18 protein-coding genes are annotated in these 19,885 nt (G+C 70.1%); 6 read left to right on the plus strand and 12 right to left on the minus strand.

What is annotated here, in order from left to right; all coding sequences use genetic code 11:
• Nucleotides 1–84: 84 nt before the first annotated feature.
• On the plus strand, nt 85–648 hold the full coding sequence (locus ACFXI3_RS38430; protein ID WP_344267732.1) for a dihydrofolate reductase family protein: 564 nt from the start codon (nt 85–87) through the stop codon (nt 646–648).
• On the opposite strand, the gene ACFXI3_RS38435 is transcribed toward ACFXI3_RS38430, so the two are convergent.
• Genes ACFXI3_RS38435 through ACFXI3_RS38455 form a run of 5 tightly spaced genes read right to left on the minus strand, consistent with a single transcriptional unit; the run spans nt 636 to nt 5,347 of the window.
• Nucleotides 636–1,808, minus strand: a complete 1,173-nt coding sequence (locus ACFXI3_RS38435) for a lipid-transfer protein (RefSeq protein WP_378406328.1) — start codon at nt 1,806–1,808, stop codon at nt 636–638. The two genes, ACFXI3_RS38430 and ACFXI3_RS38435, sit on opposite strands and share 13 nt — an antisense overlap.
• Nucleotides 1,805–2,203 carry a MaoC family dehydratase gene (locus ACFXI3_RS38440; RefSeq protein WP_378406330.1) on the minus strand — a complete coding sequence of 133 codons (399 nt, stop codon included), beginning with the start codon at nt 2,201–2,203 and terminating at the stop codon, nt 1,805–1,807. Before ACFXI3_RS38440 ends, ACFXI3_RS38435 begins: the two co-directional genes overlap by 4 nt.
• Nucleotides 2,200–3,108, minus strand: a complete 909-nt coding sequence (locus ACFXI3_RS38445; protein WP_378406332.1) for a bifunctional MaoC family dehydratase N-terminal/OB-fold nucleic acid binding domain-containing protein — start codon at nt 3,106–3,108, stop codon at nt 2,200–2,202. The genes ACFXI3_RS38440 and ACFXI3_RS38445 overlap by 4 nt, the downstream gene beginning before the upstream one ends.
• Nucleotides 3,105–4,277, minus strand: coding sequence for an acyl-CoA dehydrogenase family protein (locus ACFXI3_RS38450; protein WP_344268519.1), 1,173 nt, complete (start codon nt 4,275–4,277; stop codon nt 3,105–3,107). Before ACFXI3_RS38450 ends, ACFXI3_RS38445 begins: the two co-directional genes overlap by 4 nt.
• A 2-nt stretch (nt 4,278–4,279) precedes the next feature.
• Entirely contained in the window at nt 4,280–5,347 is a 1,068-nt protein-coding gene (locus tag ACFXI3_RS38455; protein WP_378406334.1) for an acyl-CoA dehydrogenase family protein, read from the minus strand.
• Between the two features lie 126 nt (nt 5,348–5,473).
• Here ACFXI3_RS38455 and ACFXI3_RS38460 point away from each other — a divergent pair, with 126 nt between their 5' ends.
• Complete coding sequence (locus ACFXI3_RS38460; protein WP_378406336.1) at nt 5,474–6,406, plus strand: alpha/beta fold hydrolase; 933 nt, start codon at nt 5,474–5,476, stop codon at nt 6,404–6,406.
• Between the two features lie 251 nt (nt 6,407–6,657).
• Nucleotides 6,658–7,449 (plus strand): hypothetical protein, encoded by a 792-nt coding sequence (locus ACFXI3_RS38465; protein ID WP_378406338.1) that lies wholly within the window; start codon nt 6,658–6,660, stop codon nt 7,447–7,449.
• 12 nt (nt 7,450–7,461) lie between these two features.
• Here ACFXI3_RS38465 and ACFXI3_RS38470 read toward each other — a convergent pair whose 3' ends face one another.
• On the minus strand, nt 7,462–8,001 hold the full coding sequence (locus ACFXI3_RS38470) for a Uma2 family endonuclease (protein ID WP_378406356.1): 540 nt from the start codon (nt 7,999–8,001) through the stop codon (nt 7,462–7,464).
• Between the two features lie 490 nt (nt 8,002–8,491).
• On the opposite strand from ACFXI3_RS38470, the gene ACFXI3_RS38475 reads away from it, so the two are divergent.
• Nucleotides 8,492–10,123, plus strand: a complete 1,632-nt coding sequence (locus tag ACFXI3_RS38475) for a TIGR04141 family sporadically distributed protein (protein WP_378406340.1) — start codon at nt 8,492–8,494, stop codon at nt 10,121–10,123.
• Here the strand turns inward: ACFXI3_RS38475 and ACFXI3_RS38480 are convergent.
• A complete protein-coding gene (locus ACFXI3_RS38480) occupies nt 10,120–11,514 on the minus strand; it encodes a wax ester/triacylglycerol synthase family O-acyltransferase (protein WP_344267746.1) in 1,395 nt (464 codons plus the stop codon). The two genes, ACFXI3_RS38475 and ACFXI3_RS38480, sit on opposite strands and share 4 nt — an antisense overlap.
• 59 nt (nt 11,515–11,573) lie before the next feature.
• Between ACFXI3_RS38480 and ACFXI3_RS38485 the strand changes: the two genes are divergently transcribed.
• Nucleotides 11,574–12,812: an alpha/beta hydrolase fold domain-containing protein gene (locus ACFXI3_RS38485; RefSeq protein WP_378406342.1), complete on the plus strand. Its 1,239-nt coding sequence runs from the start codon at nt 11,574–11,576 to the stop codon at nt 12,810–12,812.
• Here the strand turns inward: ACFXI3_RS38485 and folE are convergent.
• A complete protein-coding gene (gene folE / locus ACFXI3_RS38490; RefSeq protein ID WP_378406344.1) occupies nt 12,776–13,378 on the minus strand; it encodes a GTP cyclohydrolase I FolE in 603 nt (200 codons plus the stop codon). The two genes, ACFXI3_RS38485 and folE, sit on opposite strands and share 37 nt — an antisense overlap.
• A gap of 141 nt (nt 13,379–13,519) precedes the next feature.
• On the opposite strand from folE, the gene ACFXI3_RS38495 reads away from it, so the two are divergent.
• Nucleotides 13,520–14,230 (plus strand): helix-turn-helix transcriptional regulator, encoded by a 711-nt coding sequence (locus ACFXI3_RS38495; protein WP_378406346.1) that lies wholly within the window; start codon nt 13,520–13,522, stop codon nt 14,228–14,230.
• A gap of 170 nt (nt 14,231–14,400) precedes the next feature.
• Here the strand turns inward: ACFXI3_RS38495 and ACFXI3_RS38500 are convergent, their stop codons facing one another.
• The 4 genes from ACFXI3_RS38500 to ACFXI3_RS38515 are packed head-to-tail and all read right to left on the minus strand — an operon-like array spanning nt 14,401 to nt 19,720.
• Complete coding sequence (locus tag ACFXI3_RS38500) at nt 14,401–14,949, minus strand: TetR/AcrR family transcriptional regulator (protein ID WP_378406348.1); 549 nt, start codon at nt 14,947–14,949, stop codon at nt 14,401–14,403.
• A gap of 1 nt (nt 14,950) precedes the next feature.
• Nucleotides 14,951–15,772 (minus strand): SDR family NAD(P)-dependent oxidoreductase, encoded by an 822-nt coding sequence (locus ACFXI3_RS38505; protein ID WP_378406350.1) that lies wholly within the window; start codon nt 15,770–15,772, stop codon nt 14,951–14,953.
• Nucleotides 15,773–15,830: 58 nt separating this feature from the next.
• The gene (locus tag ACFXI3_RS38510; RefSeq protein WP_378406352.1) at nt 15,831–16,985 is read right to left on the minus strand and encodes an SWIM zinc finger family protein; all 1,155 of its coding nucleotides are present in this window, start codon (nt 16,983–16,985) and stop codon (nt 15,831–15,833) included.
• Nucleotides 16,985–19,720 (minus strand): DEAD/DEAH box helicase, encoded by a 2,736-nt coding sequence (locus ACFXI3_RS38515; protein ID WP_378406354.1) that lies wholly within the window; start codon nt 19,718–19,720, stop codon nt 16,985–16,987. The genes ACFXI3_RS38510 and ACFXI3_RS38515 overlap by 1 nt, the downstream gene beginning before the upstream one ends.
• Between the last annotated feature and the right edge of the window lie 165 nt (nt 19,721–19,885).

Here is a 19,885-nt window from a genome sequence, read left to right on the forward strand (position 1 = left end):
CAGCCAGCAATGAGGTGATCCGCGTTGACCCACAAGGGCTATGCGCGGGCCGACAAGCCCAGTTCAGGCCGCTATATTCGGCCGATGCGCCCGCTTCGGTACTCCATCAACGTCACGCTGGACGGCTGCTGCGACCACCTCGCCGGCATCGCGCCGGACGAGGAGATGCACCGGCATTCGACCGAGATCATCGCCCGCGCCGACGCCCTCCTCTTCGGCCGCGTGATCTACGAGATGATGGAGGCGGCTTGGCGGCCGTCCGCGCGGCCCGCCGAACGGCCGGACTGGATGGAGCCGTTCGGCCGGACGATCGACGCGGCCAAGAAGTACGTCGTGTCCAGCAAGCTCGAGCGCGTCGATTGGAACGCCGAACTCGTGCGCGGCGATCTGCGGGAAGCGGTGCTGCGGCTCAAAGACCAGCCCGGCAAGGGGTTGTACACCGGCGGCCGGCAACTTCCGCTCGCGCTGGCCGCGATGGGGCTGATCGACGAGTACGAGTTCGTGGTGCATCCCCGGATCGCGGGACGCGGGCCGACCTTGTTCGCCGGGCTGCCGGAGCACCTCGACCTGAAGCTCGTGGACCGCCTGGAGTTCGCCTCCGGAGCGGTGGCGATGCGCTATGAACCGAAGGCTCCTCAGCGAGCCTGAGTCAAGACCAGCCCACTCGTCGGGACGCCGGTTCCGGCCGTGACCACCGCGGTACCGGCGTCGGCGACCTGATTCGCCGCCGTGCCGCGCAGCTGGCGGACTGCCTCCGCGATGCCGTTCATGCCGTGGATGTAGGCCTCGCCGAGCTGGCCGCCGTGCGGGTTGAGCGGCAGCTTCCCGTCGAGCGTCAACGTGTCGCCCGCGATGAAGTCCTTCGCCTCGCCGCGCCCGCAGAAACCCAGTTCCTCCAGCTGCATCAAGACATACGGGGTAAAGTGGTCGTACAGCACCGCGACGTCCACATCGGACGGTCCGATCCCGGACTGGCCCCACAGCTGCCGTCCGACCACGCCCATTTCCGGCAGCGCGGCGAGATCGTCGCGGTAGTAGCTGGTCATCACGTACTGGTCCGGCCCGCTCCCCTGCGCCGCCGCCGAGACCACCACCGGCGCCTGCCGGAGGTCGCGCGCGCGTTCGAGGCTGGTGATCACCAGCGCGACGCCGCCGTCGCTTTCCTGGCAGCAATCCAGCAGGTGCAACGGTTCCGCGACCCAACGCGAAGACTGATGCTCCTCCAGCGTGATCGGGCGGCCGTGGAACCAGGCGTTCGGATTGGTCGCCGCGTGCGCCCGGTCGATGACCGCGATCTTGCCGAAATCCTCGCTGGTGGCACCGTATTCGTGCAGATACCGCTGCGCGACCATGGCCACCGTCGCGGCCGGGGTCGCGATGCCCATCGGGTAGTGGAACGCATTGTCCACACCGGACGTATTCACCTGCTGGGCCGCGGCCGCCGACACACGGCCGAACCGCATCCCGGAGCGCTCGTTGAACGCCCGGTACGCGACCACCACGTCGGCAATCCCGCTGGAGACCGCCATGGCTGCCTGCTGCACGGTCGCCGCTGCCGCGCCGCCGCCGTAATGCACGCGGCTGAAGAACGTCAACTCCGGGATGCCCAGTTCGCGGGCGAGCGCGATTTCCGCGTTGCCGTCCATGGTGAACGACACCATTCCGTCCACATCGGACGGTTTCAGCCCGGCGTCCGCCAGTGCGTGGCTCACGCACTCGGCCGCCAGCCGAAGTTCGCTGCGTCCGGAATCCTTGGAGAACTCCGTCGCGCCGATCCCGGCGATGGCGGTGGTTCCGGTGAACGTCATGCGTCCTCCTCCGGCAGCGTCAGCGAAACCGTGCCGGTCAAGTGCGCCCCTAGACTGTCCACAGCGGACACTTCGAGCTCGACGTCGTTGCCTTCGCGAGCGGTGACCCGGCCGGAAAAGGCGAGCGTGTCCCCGGCGTAGCACGGGACGCCGAGCCGGATCTTGATCGAGCGGATAAGCGCCTGCGGACCGGCCCATTCGCTCACGTACCGCTGTACCAGGCCGGTGTCAGTAAGGATGTTGAGAAAGATGTCCTTCGAGCCGCGCGCGACGGCGGCGTCCCGGTCGTGGTGCACGTCCTGGAAATCGCGGGTCGCCAATGCCGTGCTGATCACGAATGTCGGCGTCGCCTCGAGCACCATCGGCGGCAGTTCGGTCCCGACTGCGGCAGTCATCGCGCCACCTTCCACGCGGGCAGAGTCAGTTCGTCGTCGACGCGCACGAACGCGGCGGTCACCGGAAGTCCGATGTGGACCTCGGCCGGTTCGGCGTCCAGCAGTTCGGCCATCACCCGCACGCCTTCCTCCAGCTCCACCAGCGCGACCACGAACGGCAGCCGCTTGCCCGGAACCGCGGGATGGTGGTGCACGACGAAGCTGTAGACCGTTCCGCGCCCGCTGGCGACGACGTAGTCCGGCGTCGTGTCGAGCGATCCGTCCGGCGGCATCGGACCGGGCGGATGCCGCAGCACGTCGCCCCAGCGCTGGATGCGCAGTTCGCCCTCGCGCAAGCCTTCCCAGAAAAACGCCGTATCGTGGCTGATCACCGGCCGCAGCACCGGCGACGGCGGCGGTTCCGGTTCGCGCGGACGGAACTTCAGCACGCGGAACACCATGTCCGCCACCAGTTCCCCGTCGACGTACCAATTCGTCCGGGTGGTCACGAACCAGCCCTCGCCGAGCCCGGTGCGCTTCGGGCCGGTGACGTCCTCCAGCACGTTCGTGGTCGAAACGTGTTCGCCGGGCCGGAGATAACGGTGATAGGTCTGCTCGGAGTTGGTGGCCACAATGGACGTGTACCCGGCGTCGTCGAGCACCTTCAGGATCGCGCCGAGCGGGTCGTCGTCCCCGCGCACGCCGTGCAGCCCCGGCATCGTCCACACCTGCGCCATCGCCGGCGGCGCGACGAGTCCCTTGTGGACACTCGTCTCGGCGAACTCCGCGTCGGTGTACACCGGGTTGGCGTCGCCGATCGCCTCGACCCAGTTGTTCACCATCGCCTGGTTCACCGGATCGCGCGCGTACCTCGGCGCGCTTTCGCCCTGTGCGGCGATTTTCGCGGCGGCTTCCTCGATCGTCATCGCGGCACCCTCGGCAGTTTCAGTCCGGCGGAGGCGATCAATTCGCGCTGGATCTCGCTGACGCCTCCGCCGAACGTCAGCACCAGGTTCCGTTTCGCCAGCACGTCGAGCCATTCGGCGAGTTCCGCGGTGTCCGGGTCGGCGAGGTCGCCGTGCCGCCCGACCAGCTCCTCCAGCAGCCGCCCGATCCGCTGGATTCGCTCGGAGGCGAACACTTTGGTCGCCGAAGCGTCGGCGATCTCGACCGACCCGTGCGCCGCTGCCGCCGCGACCTGCCAGTTCAGCAGTTCGTTGACCCGCGCGACCGCGAACGTCTCGGCCAGCACCGCGCGCACGTCCGGGAGATCGAGCAGCGCCGCGCCGTCCGGGGTCCGCCGCGCCGCCGCCCACGCCCACACGCGGTCGTGCAGGCCGCCGATGCGCCCGGCCGGGCCGAGCATCACGCGCTCGTGGTTGAGCTGCGTGGTGATCAGCCGCCAGCCGCGGTTTTCCTCGCCCACCAGCATGTTCGCCGGCACGCGGACGTTCTCGTAGAACGTCGCGTTGACGTGGTGCGCGCCGTCGCAGGTGATGATCGGCGTCCACGAATAGCCCGGGTCGCGGGTGTCGACGATGAGGATCGAGATGCCCTTGTGCTTCGGCGCGTCCGGATCAGTGCGCACGGCGAGCCACACGTAGTCCGCGTCGTGGCCGCCGGTGGTGAAGGTTTTCTGGCCGTTGATCACGTAATCGTCGCCGTCGCGGACCGCGCGAGTGCGCAGCGAGGCCAGGTCCGTTCCGGCTTCCGGTTCGGTGTAGCCGATGGCGAAATGCACTTCTCCGGCCAGAATCTTCGGCAGGAACATCGCTTTCTGTTCCTCAGTACCGAATGCCTGCAACGTCGGCCCGACCGTCTGCAGCGTCACCGAGGGCAGCTGGACGTCCGCCCGAGCGGCTTCGTCCACGAAAATGTGCTGCTCGATCTCGCCGAAACCGCCGCCGCCGTACTCCTTGGGCCAGCCGACGCCGAGCTTCCCGTCGCGCCCCATCCGGCGCACGACGTCGCGGTACACCTGGCCGTGCCGCTCCCGCAGCAACGCCCGGCGCTCGTCGGCGGTCAGCAGACCCGCGAAGTACTCGCGCAGCTGCGCCCGCAGTTCTTGCTGCGCGGCCGTCAGTTCGATGTGCATGCTCATCCCGCCACTCGTTCGCCCAGCCGGCCGAGCCGGTGCGCCGCTCCCCCGACCGCGCGGCCGAGATCCTTCACCGCTGAGGAATACCGATGCAGCGGATAAGTGCGGTCGACGCCGACGCCGCCGTGCAAGTGATGACAGATCGCCAGCGCGGACGGCGCTTCCTCGGTCAGCCAATACGCCGCGATGTCCAGCTCGGTGTCGGCGTCCAAATCGGACGCCAGCCGCCACACCGCCGACAGCGCAGCCAGGTGCACGGTGCGAGAAGCGACGTAGACGTCCGCTATTTGCTGGGCTACTGCTTGGAAAGTCGCAAGTGGACGGCCGAACTGCGTGCGCTCGCCGACGTGCTGAGCCGTCAACGCCAATGCTCCGGCGAGCAGACCCTCACCGAGCGCGAGCGCGCCTGCCAACGCGTAGCGGTGCAGCGTCTGCAACGCATGCCCCGCCGTACGGTCGCGCAGGAAATCCGCTTCGCTCACCTTCGCGCCATCGAACCGCACGGTGTACTCAGGCGTCCCGGTCGCGTTGTACGCAGGCAGCACTTCGACTCCGTCGGCGCGCGGATCAACGAGCGCGACGCCGGTACCTCCCGGCAACGCGATCGGCGTGAGAATCCGTGTCGCCTCCGCCGCGTACGGCACGTGTGTCTTGACGCCGGTCACCGCCCACGCGCCGTCCGCCGCCGCACCGCTGGTCCCGGGGATGGAGGTCAGCGGTGCGGACGGCTCGTGCAAGGCGGCAGTGAGAATGCTCTCCCCCGCTGCCGCGGGCGGCAGGAACTCGGCGCGCTGCGCTGGGGTGCCCAACGCTTCGATCGGCAGGATGCCGAGCGCCAGCACGGCGTACGCGGGCACCGCCGCCGCGGCCCGGCCCACCTCGGTGAGCACCGGGGCGACGTGCTCGACGCCGAGCCCGTCGCCGCCGAGGTCGGCGGGCAAGGGCAGCGCGAGCAGGCCCGCGTCGGCCAGCGCACGCCACTGGTCCGCGGGCTCGTCGGCCTTCCCGAGCACTTGCGCGGCGAGCGAGGTGATCTCGCTCTGCGTATCGTCGGGGGTGAAGTCCACTCCGGTCTCCCTCCACCTAGGTGGAACACGTTCTATTTTTAGCCGGAATGGGCTGGCTCGGCAACCCCCAGGACCCGGGCCCGGGCTGTAGATCGACCGCGAAGCGGAGAGGGGCGGCACGCCGACGTGGGTGCGGAACAAGTTCTCAAATCAGCGCTGGGCGACGTCGGCTGGCAAGCAACGAGGAAGCTCGCGACCATCCCGCCCACCGCGGGCGTCCCCGACCCGAAGCCGCTGTCCCTGCCCGGCCGCGGCCAGACCGTCGTGGTGGACGTCGGCCCGCGGCACGCGCCCGCGGTGGTCCTGCTGCACTCGGTGGCGTGCACCGGCCTGCTCACCTGGTATCCCGCGCTGGAGCGGCTGTCCAAGAACCACCGGGTGGTCGTGTTCGACCAGCGCTGGCACGGCCAGGGCATCCGCTCGCACGAGTTCAGCCTCGACGACTGCGCGGACGACGTGGCGGCGGTCGCGGACGCGCTGGGAATCGACGAGTTCATGGTCGCGGGCTACTCCATGGGCGGCATGGTCGGCCAACTGACCGCCCACCGCTACCCGGACCGCGTCACCGGCCTGGTGCTGTGCTCGACGGCGAGCAACTTCCGCCGCGGCCTCCGGCAACGCGTGGCGCTCGACGTGTTCGGCCGCACCCTGCACCTGCTGCGCGACCAGGCCCGCATCGGGCTGGTCCCGGGCGAGCCCCGCCGCGAACGCCTCGCCCGGCTGGAGGACCACCGGTGGGCGCTGGAGGAATTCCGCTCGACGAGCCCGTGGGCGATCGCGGTCGCGCTGGACGAGATCGGCCGCTTCGACTCGACCCCGTGGCTGCACACGCTCGACCTGCCCGCGGCGGTCGTGGTGACTTCGCGGGACGGGTTCATCGCGCCCGCGCATCAGCGGAGTTTGGCGCGGCGGATTCCCGGGGCGGCGACGTATGAGATTCCGGCTGGGCATACCGCGTGCGTGTTCGCGGCGGATCAGTTCGTGGCGGCGTTGATGGCGGCTTGCACGTCGGTGCAGGCGGCGATCTCTGGGCAGGAGCGGATTGCCGACTCTGCCTAAACCGCCTCAGTAACCCACACAGGCCGCCGACCGCCTCCCTGATCACGGCAGCCACGTCGTGACCACCTCGGGTAGGCCCGCCGCCCGAGCGAGTGACAGACAGCTCTCCGGACAGCGGATTTCCGAAGCGCGACCAGTCGAGTACAGCTAGTAGCCAGACTTGACGTCGTGCCGCCGGGGAGGGCGAGTTGAACGACTATCTGTCCTTGCTGCCGTCAACCTTGCAATGGGTTTCGAATCAGCTCGGGTCCGTGTCGAACGTGCCTTGGCCGTTGTGGATCGGCGCTCTTTTCCCGATCTACGTCGCGGTGGTCTCGGTCGCGATCTGGATCCTGCGGGGTCGCGTCTGGCCGGTGCAGTGCGCCTACCCGAAGACGAGCCGCGGCTGGGCGTGCCGGAACTGGGTGCCCGGCGAATGGTCAAGGTGCAGGCATCACAATCAGCGGCGGAGCTATCGGTTCGGGCACTCGGTGAACCCCGACATCCAACGATGGCAGACGTTCGGCAAAGGCGACACGCTCGTCGAGCGTCCGGAACGCGGGGTCGGCCTCCTGCGACTGCGCCCTGCCGGAGCGACCCTGCTGTACCAGCGTGGATACCCCCGCCCGCCCCGGCTGGTCCTTCGTCAGTTGCCAGCTGCCGCCGCGGCGGCGTGGCACCGGATCAAGCAAGCACGCCTCACGAAGCCCGCGGCCGCCGAACGTCCGGAAGCCACAGCCGGTCCCGCCCGTACCGATGTCGCGGAAGGGCTCGACCGAGTCGTCACCGCGACCAGGTTCGCGATGGGCGCGTTCGTCGCGGCGATTCTGCTGACAGTGGTCTCGGTCGTGGTCGACGGCCCAGCGCAGACAGTGCTGCAATACCTGGCAACGCTGGGATTCGTCTTGGCATGGGCAGCGACGAATTCGGGAATCTACGGCCGAAGCGCGAACTGGCTGAGAGGGGCGTGTCTGAAGAGCTTGAAATGGTGGTCTTTCATCTTCGTCCCGGTCGGCGTGCTCAACCTGGTCTTCACCGTCGTGAACAAAGCACCCGCTCCGTGAGGTTCGGCTCCCCTAGTACGTCGACACGAGATCCGCCGGGCGGAGCTCCAGCCGGTACGGCTCCTCCAGCCGCACCACGTCCTCGCCCGAAGCCTCGCCGTCCAGCACGTACTCGCCGTCGGCCAGCCGGAAGCAGCTCAGCGTCGGCTCGTTCGGCTCGATCACCCAGTAGTACGGGCAGCCCGCGAGCGCGAGCCGGGCCGGCTTCAGGAACCGGTCGATGTGCCTGCTCGACGGCGACACCACCTCGACCGCCAGCACCGGGACGCCGACCAGCGCGCGTTCGGTGAACGTCTCGCGCCGCCCGACCACGACGTCCGGGATCATCACGGTGAACTCGTCGAGCACCACGTCCACCGGCGCGGGGAGGACCTCGCAGTCGGCAGGGCACACCGGGGTGAGCGCGGCCAGGAGGCGCGCGACCACCCGCTGGTGCAGCGGACGCGGGGACGGGCTCACCAGAAGCGTCCCGTCCACCAGTTCGTACCGGCGGCGTTCATCCGAGATCGTCTCCAGGTCCCGACGCGTGAGACGGTCGCCGTGCGCGAACATCGGGACTGTCATCATGCTGCCCCCGCAGGCGGGCCGACCGGAAACGACTCGGCCAGGGTAGTCGGGCACGCGCGGCAGCGCGAACCGCCGCGCGGCGGTTCGCCGACCCGGCTAGCCCATTCGCCGCGGGGCTCGCCCGCCGAATCGCTCACCGTGGGTCACCGAAACGCGGGGATCCCGCCCCGGACAGCGCAGCAGTGCCCAGCGAACAGGTTCTTTCGCGGAAGCCGGGCGATTTGTCGAAACCGCAATTCCGCGTCCAGTAAACGGCCATCACGGGATCACCTACCCGTTGCCTGGCCTCGGAAAACCTGCCGTGGCGCATCCCGAAAGGAAACCCTATCATCAGCGGTGCCCGCGTCCCGTGAATGGGTGATTCAGCGGAATTTCACCATTCCGCACGCCATTCGCGCTCCGTGATTAACCGGCCGGACCGCTGGGCCGCCTAGGCTGATCGGACGTCCTCGAATTCCCTCCTCCGGTGGTGGTCATGCCTGCCCCCAGCCGCCCGGCGTCCCTCTTCCGCCTCGACGGCTCCGCGGCGGAAACCGACCTGCTGACCCCGCTGTCCCCCGAACAGATCAGCGCCGACCGCCCGGTCGACCTGCCCGGCACCCGCGCGCGACTGGTCGCGGGCGCGTTCCGCACCGAGGCCCCGCAATGGCTGCAGCACGCCGAAGCCCTCGGCGGCGGCCCGCTCGACCTGCCCTCGACGCTGCCGTTCGCGGTGCTGCTGGTGCCGCGCCCGCCGTGGACCTACGCGGTCACCTGGGGCGCGGGCCATCTCGTGCTCAACGACGAACACGTCGAGCAGGGTTTCGGGCTGCGCTTCGGGATCCGCCGCCTCGACCCGTTCGACCTCGGGCTGGTCGCGAGCGCCGCGCTGGACGTTTCCGCACGAGCCACCCAGATTTCGATCCCCGGCGGCGGCGAACTGTCCGCGTTCCGGCTCGAACCGTACGGCGATCTCGTGCACCGCCTCGCAGGTTCGGCGGACCTGACCGACCTCACCTACGGCCGGGTGACCGGCAAGCGCTACCGCATCCGCGTCGGCACCTCGCTGTGGGCACCGCTCGCGAAGGATCCCGAAGCGTTCCTGGCCGATCTCGACGCCGTCGGCGCCGTGGTCGACGAACCGGACGCGGATTCCGCGCTGCGCTTCATCGCCCAGACCCGCCCGATGGACCGGCACCACCCGCTCGTGCCCGAACTGGAACGGCAACTGGCCGAAGCACTCGGCGGCAGCGACGCGCTGGGCCTGGCTTGGCCGTCGAGTGCCGCGAACGACGCGGAGAACGCCGGTTCGTTCCGCATCACCGCCCTCGGCCCTGGCGGTCCGATCCATGTCCCCGGCCGCCTGGAACTGGATCACCTGACCACGCGCCTCGGCGGAATTCCCGTTGAGCGGCGGCTGAAAGCCCTGCGCGCGGGCCGGATCACGACCTGCGCCGACGAGGCGGGCGCGGAACCCACCGGAGCACCGCTGCCCGCCGCTCGCTGGCTGGTGTTCGAGACGACTGTTGAGCACACTCGGTACGTTTTCCATCAGGCCCGCTGGTACCGGATCGGCGAGACTTATGTGGCGCAGATGCGGGATCAGGTGCGTGATCTGCTGGCGCGCAAGCACGTCTGGCCGGACATCACGTGGAAGCCCAGCGGTCAGCCGGACGACGAACATCGGTATTGCCAGCAGGTGGCCGCTCTAGCGCCGGGATATCTGTGCCTGGACAAGGATTTCGCGAGCACTCCCCTGCATCCGCGATTCGAGCTGTGCGATCTGCTGGGGCCGGAGGATGAGCTGATCCACGTGAAGTGGCTGGGCCGGGCTACGGCGGCCAGCCATCTCTACACGCAGGCGCTCGTGTCCGCGGAGGCTCTGCATGACGAACCGGATGCGTTGGCGCAACTGGCGGACAAGGTGTCCACATTAGACTCCGGCCGGGTGCTGGGCGGCGCGCCGGACACTGTCGTGCTCGCCGCTGCTGGCCGAGCGTGGGAGGTGGACCAGCTGTTCACGCTCTCGCAGGTCGCCTTGCTTCGGCTGGACCGGGCGGTGCGGAGTCTTCGCGCGACGTTGAAGTTCGCCGACATCCCTTACACAGCGAAGAAGAAGCGTCGTTAGACCGGCGCGGCCTTGCTCAACTCGTCCAGTGCCTCCGGCAACGCGTCCGCCAGCGGCCACAAATCCTTCACCAATTCCTTGGCCCCCAACAATCCCACACCCACCTTGCCGTCATTCGACAGCACCGTGACGTTGAGCCCCGCCCCGTGAAAAACCGGCCCCAGCGGATACAGCCCGGTGATCCGCGCGCCCAGCAAATACAGCGGCATCGGCGGACCGGGAACGTTCGAAATGATCAGGTTGTGCACCACCGGATGCCGTTCGGCCAGGCGCAGCGCCGAATACGCGCGCACGCCCAGCCCGAACACCGTCGCCGGGGAGAATTGGGCCCAGTCGGCGAGCATGTCGGCGTCGATGTCGTAATGGTGGTCCTTCGCCCGCCGGTTCGCCTCGGCCAGGAAGAACACGCGCGCCGCCGGGTCGGGCAGATGCGTGGGCAGTGAAGCGAAAAAGGCAGACACCCGATTGCTGCCATGATCGCGTTCCGTGCGTTCGTGCACTGACACCGGAACCGTCGCGACCAGTGGATCACCTGGCAGCTCGCCGCGGCCGAGCAGGAATTGCCGCAGTGCGCCGGAAACCAGCGCGAGCACGACGTCGTTCACGGTGACGCCGAAAGCGTCCTTCACCTGCTTCACCGCATCAAGATCCAGCTGCGCGAACGCGACCGAACGGTGTCCGGTGATAGTCCCGTTCAGCGAGGTCCGCGGCGCGGTGAACGGCACCGGCATTCCCTTGCCGCGCAGGGTTTTCATCGCCCACTTCGGCACCAGACCCAGCAGCTCCGGCAGCAACCGGGCGATCTCGAACGGCCGGTGCAGCAGCGAATCGGCGCTCTCGCGCAGCAGCCGCAAGCGGGTGGGCAGGCCGTCGTTGTGCTGCTCGTCGGCAGGCAGTTCGGGCAACGGCGAGTCGGGTTCGAGCCCGGCGAGGTAGCCGATCAGGCTGGCTCCGCCGACGCCGTCGACGCTCGCGTGGTGCATTTTCAGCAGCACCGCCAGCCGTCCGTCGGACAGGCCCTCGATGACGTAGCACTGCCACAGCGGATGCGCGCGGTCGAGCCGCTGCCCGGCGATGTGCGCGCACATCTCGGCGAGTTCGCGGTCGTCGCCCGGCGCGGGCAGGCCGATCCGGTGCACGTGGTTGTCGAGGTCGAAATCCTCGTCCTCGACCCACACCGGGTGGTTCAGGTTCCAGAGTGGATTGTGGAGTTTTCGGCGGAACGCCGGGATCACCGCGACGCGTTCGGCGAGGCGGCGCTTGAACTCCGGGAACGTGTAGCCGCCGGGCATGGTCGCGCCGTCGAGCGTGAGCAGGCCGCAGACGTGCAGGACCTGCGAGGGCGTCTCCAGGTAGAGGAAACTCGCGTCCAGCCCGCTCAGTCGCTGCATGCCTGCCAGCGTAAGGCAGAACCCTGGCCGGGGCGCTCGGCGGAGGTAGCATCGGGCAGGTGAAACCGGACTTCGTGACCCGCCGGGCGGCGCAGCTCGGCCTCGCCGCGCTCGCGCTGCGGCCGCCGAAACCGCGGCCGACCTCGATCCCGGTGTTCTTCGCCGGCTGGCTCACCGGCGAACTCGCGCCGCACCTGCTCGCGCTCACCGCGGCCGACACCGTGCAGCACGTCGCGCGCCACGGGCTGCGGTGCCGCAGCGACCGCGCCGGGCTGGCGTTGGCGGCGCTGTCCGCGGCCGGTTTCGCTTCGCTGATCGCGACCTCGCAGAAGGCGCGCATCGAGGTCGAGTCCGCGCTCACCGAAGCACTCGGCGAGGACTACGCCGCCCAGCTCGCGAGCCCTTCGGACTTCTCGACGCCGTGGGGACGCCTGCTGATGCCGTTCCGGATCCACGAGCCGGACGTCGTGCGAGACCGGAATGTCGCTTACGCCCCTGGCGGCAAACGCTTCCTGCTGGACATCTACCGTCCACGCGAGACGGTCCGCGACGCGCCGGTGCTGCTGCAGATCCACGGCGGCGCGTGGACGATCGGCAACAAGGAACAGCAGGGCCTGCCGCTGATGCGCCACCTCGCCCGCCGCGGCTGGGTCTGCGTGGCGATCAACTACCCGCTCTCCCCCGCTTCGCGCTGGCCGGCGCACATCGTCGCGGCCAAGCAAGCGCTCGCCTGGATCCGCGAGCACATCGCGGAGTACGGCGGCGACCCGCGATTCGTCGCGGTGACCGGCGGTTCGGCGGGCGGGCACCTGGCCGCGCTGCTCGCGCTGAGCCAGAACGACCCGGCGCTGCAGCCCGGTTTCGAGGAGGCGGACACGAGCGTGCAGGCCTGCGTGCCGCACTACGGCGTGTACGACGTCGCCGCGTCGACCGGCGAGGAGGAAAGCCGGTACCGGCTGGAAAGCCTGATGGCGCGGCGGGTGTTCGCGCCGGAGCACCGGCTGGACGACTATCTCGCGGCGTCCCCGATGGACCGGGTCGCCGAGGACGCGCCGCCGTTCTTCGTGATCCACGGCAAGCACGATTCGCTCGTGCCGGTCGCGGAGGCGCGGGAGTTCGTCGCCCGGCTGCGCGCCAAATCCGCCCACCCGGTGGCCTACGCGGAACTCGCCGGCGCGCAGCACGCGTTCGACGTGTTCCCGTCCATCCGCAGCACGCACGTGGTGCGCGGGGTCGAACACTTTCTGGATTGGGCTCGCGCTCAGGCGTTGACGCCGGTCAGCGAGAAGAATTCCTGACGCGACCGAGCGTCCTCGCGGAGCGTGCCCATCAGCGTGGACGTGACGGTGGACGAACCGGTCGCCTGCACACCGCGCAGGGTCATGCAGGTGTGCTCGGCCTCGATCACCACGCCGACGCCCTTCGGCGCCAGTTGGTCGCCGAGCCAGCCCGCGATCTGCTTCGTCAGCCGCTCCTGCACCTGCGGACGGCACGCGAAGTACTCGACGATCCGCGCGAGCTTCGACAGCCCGAGGATCCGCTCGCCCGGCAGATACCCGACGTGCGCGACGCCGATGAACGGCAGCAGGTGGTGTTCGCAGACCGACCGGACCGGGATGTCGCGAGCCAGCACCAGCTCGTCGTAGCCCTCGTCGTTGGGGAACGTGGTGAGGTCGAATTCGCGGGGCGTGAACAGCTCGGCGTACGCGCGCGCCATCCGGCCGGGGGTGCCGCGCAGGCTCTCCGAGTCGAGGCTGACGCCGAGCGCGCGCAGGAAGTCCCCCGCCGCGCTTTCGGCCGCGGCCAGGTCCAGGCCGGGATCGGGCTCGTGGACGACGCGGAGGGCGGTTCCGGACGACTGCATGGGCGGTCCTCGGGCGGTCGGGGCTGGCAGGACGGGTTTCGCCTACAAATCTTGGTCTTATCGCCCGGCGGAGTCAATGTGACCAGGTGAACAAGCCGGGTAGCGGGTTCGGAGAACCTCGCTGGGCGTTATCGTGGATGTGTGACGAGTGACCTGGCGACCATCCGCGCGGTAGCGGCGCTGGACGAGGACCTGCGCCGGGGGATGTACGCCTTCATCCGCGACGCCGGCCGCCCGGTGACGCGCGAGGAGGCGGCCTCGGCGGTCGGCATCTCGCGCAAGCTGGCGGCGTTCCACCTGGACAAACTCGTGACGGCCGGCCTCCTGCGCGCCCGCTACGAGACCGTCGGCGGCGTCCGGAAGGTGGGCCGCGCGCCGAAGGTCTACGAGCCCGCGGCGACCGACTTCGCGATCACGATCCCGCCCCGGCACCCGGACGTCCTGGCCGCGATCCTGGTGGACGCGGTCGCCTCGGCGGCCCCCGGGGAGCCGGCCCGGGACGCGGCCCTGCGCGAGGCCGGAGCACACGGCGCCGCGGCCGGAGCGGCCGAGCGCGAACGCTCCCGCCCGGGCCGCCTTGGCACGGAACGCGGGCTGACGCTGACGAGCACAGTCCTGGCCCGGCACGGTTTCGAGCCCAACCGCGAGACGCCGGTGTGCCTGCGGATGCGCAACTGCCCGTTCCAGCCGCTGGCCGGGCGCGCGCCGGACCTGGTGTGCGGCATGACGGACCGGTTCCTGACCGGGGTCGTGGAGGGGCTCGAGGTGCCCGGGGTGTCGACGGCCCGGGTCGCGCCGCGCGACGGCGGGTGCTGTGTGGAGCTTCGAGGGGCTGAGTCAGCCGGTAACTGAGCGGCGGCGAAGGAACTGCACCGTCGACGGCCCCGGGTTTCGCAGCGCAGTGGGAATGCTGCGTGGGACTTCTGAGGCCGGAGTCAGCCGGGCCTGCTTCTGCCCGCGAGCGCTTGCGGTTTTCAGCCTCAGCCGAGGTCGAGCACGAGCTCGCGTTGTGGACTCCAGGGCTAGCCGAACGAAACCGCGCGCAGCACCCGCTCCACGTGGGCGGCGGGCCAGTCCTCCGTGAACGGTCGCGTGCGCAGCAGCCAGCGGTGGAAAACCGGGCCCAGCAACAGTTCCGCGCCGTCCGCCGGGCATTCGACCCCGGCGCGGGCCAGGCGGTCGGCGATCGCGCGCAGTTGCGGGCCCAGCAACCGGTCCAGGACTTCGGAGCCGACAGCCGGTTCGGTCTGCAGTTCGGCGGTCACCGCGCGGAGCAGGCGGTCTGTCGCGGGATCCGTCAGCTCCGCGATCATGCCGTGGACCAAGGTTTCCAAGTCCGCACGCAGGTCGCCGGTGTCCGGGATGGCGACTTCGCCGGACGCGTCGAGGCTTTGCTCCAGCAGCGCGTCCAGCAGCACCGCGGCGGGCGACGACCACGTGCGGTACAGCGTTTGCTTCCCGGCACCCGCGCGGGCCGCGATGCCCTCCATGGTCAGGCCGCCGAAACCGGACTCGGCGGCCAGGGAGAGCACCGCGGCGTGCACGCGGGCTCGGGTGCTGGCGCGGGCCATGTCAGATCTCCGCGTCGGAGAAACGCTTGTCCTGCCGGTAATCCGTCAGGCGTCCCGACAGCGCGGTCGCGACCATCGCGGGGGCATCGGCACCGGCGAGGACGCGGAGCCGCCGGTCAGCCGGGTCGTTGACGTGCTGCAGGATTTCGGCGGCGATGTCCGCGGGCGGGGTGCCGCCACCGGTGCCGGTGGTGGCCCACGGAACCGTCGTCGTGCCGAACATCCGCTCGCGGAGGCCGTCGTACGCCGGGTCCGGGGTCGCGAACCGCATGCTGCCGGTAGCCCATTCGGTGTCCATCCCGCCGGGCTCGACGATGCTCACCCGCACGCCGAACTCCGCGACCTCCTGCGCGATCGCCTCGCTCATTCCCTCCAGCCCCCATTTGCTCGCGCTGTAAAGCCCGAATCCCGGCACCGAACCGGCGCCGCCGACCGAGGAGATCTGCACGACGTGGCCCGACCGCTGTTCACGCAGCACCGGCAGCGCCGCTTGGGTCAGCCACAGCGCGCCCAGCACGTTCGTCTCCAGGATGTCCCGCGCTTCGTCCTCGCTTACCTCCTCGGCCATGCCGACCAGCCCGTACCCGGCGTTGTTCACCACGACGTCCAGCCGGCCGAACTCGGCCACTGCCCGCTCCACGGTTTCCCGCGCCGCGGCCCGGTTACGCACGTCGAGCACGTGCTCGACGACATTCCGGTGCTCCGGCGCGCTGCCCGGCGTCCGAACCGTGGCCAGCACCCGGTCTCCCGCTTCCGCGGCGGCAATCGCCAGCGCCCGGCCCAGGCCGCGGCTTGTTCCGGTGATCACCCAGGTTCTCGTCATGCCGCAGACGGTAGCACGAAACGAGACGGACCGTCTCGTTTCGCTGAGCGCACGTGATTCAGCCCTCCGCGGGATAGGCGAGATCGACCGGATGCTCGGCCGGAGGCCCGTCCGGCCACCATTGGCCCGCGACTCGCACGAAGCGATACCACCTGCTGTCCTGCCCGTACCGGAGCTGCACCGGCCCGACCGTCACCCGGTTGCGCCACACCTTCACCTCCCCCGGCAATTCCGCCAGTTCCGCCCGCGCCACCGCCAACGGCCCGGGGCCGGGACTCCACACGTCCCGCAACGCCGCCAACCCGCTGCGGCCCGCTTCCCGCCACGCCTGCGCGGACACGATCAGCTCCGAGGGCGCGACCTCGGCGGCCGCGGCCAGCCCGAACACGTCCGCTCCCGGCCGGGCGGCGCGACGGGCCAGGTCTTCGGCGAAAGTCAAGTCCGCCAAGGCATCCCGGGTGTGCAGCAGGCCGAACGCGAGCGTCGCGGCGTCCGCTGCCAGAGCCGTGAGCGCGGCGGAAGTCAGACCGGTGCGCGCGGGCGGATCAAGGTCGAGCACGGCGGGCGGACCGGGCTCGCCGGGGATCGCGGGCAACGGCGGCAGCGGCGCGATCCGCCGCGAGTACGCCTTTTTCGGCGTCAGCCCGACGTCCGGCGCGCGAGCCGGGCGGGCGGCGCTGGGCGTCCGCAATTCGCGCAGCTGAGCCAAAACCTCGTCCCGGCCGCGCCCGCGCAGGGTGAACAGCACGAACGGGTCAGCGTCCACCTCGTCGGCGACCAGGTAGTACACCGCCGCCACGTGCTTGCACGGATTCGCGCTGTCCGGACAGGAACAGCGCGGCCGCAGATCACCGGGTCCGGGCAGCAGATCGGCACCGGCCTCGCGCGACTGGACGGCCAGCTCCTTCGGCAGTTCGCCGTCGAGCAACGCGGCGGCGTGCCCGAGCCGGCGGCCCGCGACGTCGAGCAGCTTGTCCCATTCCTCCGCGCTGAACTCGCGCATCCGGATGGCGACGCGGTACGGCTCCGGCCTGCTTCCGCGCACCCACGCGGTGATCTCGCCCGCGCTGATCGCCAGCTGGTCCACGACGCCCTTGCGCGCGTACGTCCGCCCGCGCGGCAGCCGGTTCGGGTCCAGCTTGGCGCGCTGCTCCAGCGCTTCCACCCACGCCCGGCCCCACCACCGGCGCCCGAACGTCCGCCGCGGCGGCATCAGCCGCTCCCGAGCCGGACGAGATCGGCGAGCTGGTCGTCGGACAGCTCGGTGATCCAGTCCTCCCCCGCGCCGACGACCGCGTCGGCCAGCCCGCGCTTGGTTTCCAGCACCGCGGCGACGCGCTCCTCCAGCGTGCCCTCCGCGATGAGCCGGTGCACCTGCACCGGCCGGTCCTGGCCGATCCGGTACGCGCGGTCGGTGGCCTGGTCCTCCACCGCCGGGTTCCACCAGCGGTCGTAGTGGATCACGTGCGTGGCCTGGGTGAGGTTGAGCCCGACGCCGCCCGCCTTGAGCGACAGCAGGAACACCGGCACCTCGCCGGACTGGAACGCGGCCACCATCTCGTCGCGCTGGTTCGGCCCGACCTCGCCGGACAGCAGCGCGGTCGGCAGCCCGCGCTCGGCGAGACGCCGCTCCAGCAACCGGCACAGCCGCACGTACTGGCTGAACACCAGCACGCTCTCGCCTTCGTCGAGGATGACGTCCAGCAGCTCCTCGAACGCGGCGAGCTTGCCCGACCGTCCGCTCAGTACTCCGGTGCTTTCCTTGAGGTAATGCGCCGGGTGATTGCAGATCTGCTTGAGCTCGGTGAGCAGCTTCAGCACCTGGCCGCGCCGCTGCACCCCTTGCGCCTCCCGGATTTGCGCGAGGTTCTCGCGCACCACCGCCTCGTACAGCGTGGTCTGCTCGGCGGTGAGCGGGACGTACCGGTCGGTCTCGGTCTTGCGCGGCAGCTCCGGCGCGATGTCCGGGTCGGTTTTGCGGCGGCGCAACAGAAACGGCCGGACCGTCGCGGCCAGCCGCCCGGTGACCGTCTCGTCCCGGTCCCGTTCGATCGGCCGCGCGACGGTGCGCCGGAACTTCTCCAGCGGGCCAAGCAGGCCCGGCGTGGTCCAGTCGAGCAGTGACCACAGTTCGGTGAGCCGGTTCTCCACGGGGGTGCCGGTGAGCGCCACGCGAGCCGCCGCGGGCACCTGCCGCAGCTCCTTTGCGGTGGCGGACAACGGGTTCTTCACGTGCTGCGCCTCGTCCGCGGCGACCATGCCCCAGTCCACTTCGGACAGCAGCTCTCGGTCGCGGCGCAGCACCCCGTAGGTGGCGAGCACGACCTCATCCGGGGCCAGGTCGTCGAGATGCCGGCCGCCGCCGTGGAATCGGCGCACCGGCACGTCCGGCGCGAACTTGCCGAACTCTCGTTCCCAGTTGCCCAGCAGCGACGTCGGACACAGCACGAGCGTCGGCCCCGCCGCCTGTGCCCGGCGGTGCAGATGCAGCGCGATGAGCTGGATTGTCTTGCCCAGCCCCATATCGTCGGCGAGACAGGCGCCAAGGCCGAGTTCGGTCATGGCGATGAGCCAGCCCAGCCCGGCCCGTTGATACGGACGCAGCGTGGCAGTGAGCCCCGCTGGTTCCTCGACGGGTGCTGGATCCCTTTCGCGCAGCCGTTCGGCAAGCCCCGACAACGCTGGCTGCGGAGCGAACTCCACTCGTTCGCCGTCCACCTCCAGCTCGCCGGTCAGCGCCGCCGCGAGTGCCTCCGCTCCGGTGAGCCGCGACCGCCGGGCCCGCATTCGCGCCAGCAGCGCGGGATCGAGCTTCACCCACTGGCCGCGCAACCGGACCAGCGGGCGTTTCGCCTCCGCGAGCGCCGCCACTTCCTCGTCGGTGAGTTCGCTGCCGCCGAGACTGAGCCGCCAGCGGAACTCCAGCAGGCCGTTGAGCGGGAACGCGGGACCGGATTCGCTCGCCGGGGCCTGCGTCACGCTCGCCTTCGCCCGGACTTCGCCGGCGAAAAGATCCTTGGGCCACAAGACTTCGATGCCCGCGCCGCCCAGATCCCGAGCACCGGAGCCGAGCAGATCGACCACGTCGTCGTCGGACAACGGAAGCGTGGTGGGCGCCGGTTCGGACAGGACCCGGGCCAGCGGCGGCCAGGCCCGCGCACCGCGCCTGAGCCCCAGCAGCAGCTGGGTTTCGACCTGGTCGCCAAGCCGGTGCAGGACTGCTTCGGGCGCGTCCCAAAGAGTGGCGGCTTCGACCACCAGACTCGGCTCGAGAGTAGAGCGAACGGCCAGGACTCCGGCGAATTCCTCCTCAGTCGCTTCGATCCGCAGCAGCAGTTGCGCCCCGTCCGGACGCCGGGCTTCCAGCTCGGCGAGCCACGCCGCGCCGTCCGGATCCAGCAGCGTGGGCTGCGATTCCGCGAACGCCGCCCCGCCGGATCCGACCGCTGCCGCCGGACTGCGCACGAGGACGTCCGCCGCGGCGTCCCACACCGCGCGGACTAGTGATTCCGGCGAGTGCAGCCGGATTCGCTTGACGCCGGACAACGGCAGCGCGTGCGCTTCGGGCGGCAGCGCGGCCGCTAGCCCGCGCAGGAGTTCCTCGTCGGCGGCGTCTAGCGGGCCTACTCGCCAGGTTCCTAGGCCGCTCGGGGTGGACGCCGGGCGCAACCGGCCGCGTGCTACGAGATTCACTCCCGCGTTGACCACTGCCGACCATGCTGCGAGCGCCGGGCTGGTGTCGTCCGGCACGACGAGCAGCCTCGGGATGGCGGTTGCCAGCGGGATCAGCCGCGCTACTACCTCGGTGCGGGCGAATTTTCCGCCGCCGGGCAGGACGAGCTGGATCGGGGTGTCCCCCTCGATCTCGTCGCCCCACAGCGCCAGAACTCCCTCTCGCGGGGGATCCGAGGGGAGGTAGGTGGCTTGGGTGGTCTGGTCGAACTCCACTTGGGCACGGTAACGCGTGGGTACGACAGGTTTGCTCGTCGCCCGGCTGGGACCTCGTCGCCTGGCGGCGACCTTGGTCCGTTGGTTGCGTGGGGCACCCCGAAGCTTGATTGTGCTGACGGTCTGGGGTGGGGGTGTTATGGGGGTGAAGATGCGTATAAAAAC

The sequence above is a fragment of the Amycolatopsis sp. NPDC059235 genome (assembly GCF_042754125.1).
Lineage (GTDB): Bacteria > Actinomycetota > Actinomycetes > Mycobacteriales > Pseudonocardiaceae > Amycolatopsis > Amycolatopsis albidoflava.

Excerpts from the sequence above, each read along its gene's own strand:
- ACFXI3_RS38510 (WP_378406352.1), bottom strand. The coding sequence starts at position 16,985 with ATGCCGCCGCGGCGGACGTTCGGGCGCCGGTGGTGGGGCCGGGCGTGG.
- ACFXI3_RS38450 (WP_344268519.1), bottom strand. The coding sequence starts at position 4,277 with ATGCACATCGAACTGACGGCCGCGCAGCAAGAACTGCGGGCGCAGCTG.
- ACFXI3_RS38475 (WP_378406340.1), top strand. The coding sequence starts at position 8,492 with ATGCCTGCCCCCAGCCGCCCGGCGTCCCTCTTCCGCCTCGACGGCTCC.
- ACFXI3_RS38430 (WP_344267732.1), top strand. The coding sequence starts at position 85 with ATGCGCCCGCTTCGGTACTCCATCAACGTCACGCTGGACGGCTGCTGC.
- ACFXI3_RS38480 (WP_344267746.1), bottom strand. The coding sequence starts at position 11,514 with ATGCAGCGACTGAGCGGGCTGGACGCGAGTTTCCTCTACCTGGAGACG.
- folE (WP_378406344.1), bottom strand. The coding sequence starts at position 13,378 with ATGCAGTCGTCCGGAACCGCCCTCCGCGTCGTCCACGAGCCCGATCCC.
- ACFXI3_RS38505 (WP_378406350.1), bottom strand. The coding sequence starts at position 15,772 with ATGACGAGAACCTGGGTGATCACCGGAACAAGCCGCGGCCTGGGCCGG.
- ACFXI3_RS38470 (WP_378406356.1), bottom strand. The coding sequence starts at position 8,001 with ATGTTCGCGCACGGCGACCGTCTCACGCGTCGGGACCTGGAGACGATC.
- ACFXI3_RS38500 (WP_378406348.1), bottom strand. The coding sequence starts at position 14,949 with ATGGCCCGCGCCAGCACCCGAGCCCGCGTGCACGCCGCGGTGCTCTCC.
- ACFXI3_RS38435 (WP_378406328.1), bottom strand. The coding sequence starts at position 1,808 with ATGACGTTCACCGGAACCACCGCCATCGCCGGGATCGGCGCGACGGAG.
- ACFXI3_RS38445 (WP_378406332.1), bottom strand. The coding sequence starts at position 3,108 with ATGACGATCGAGGAAGCCGCCGCGAAAATCGCCGCACAGGGCGAAAGC.
- ACFXI3_RS38440 (WP_378406330.1), bottom strand. The coding sequence starts at position 2,203 with ATGACTGCCGCAGTCGGGACCGAACTGCCGCCGATGGTGCTCGAGGCG.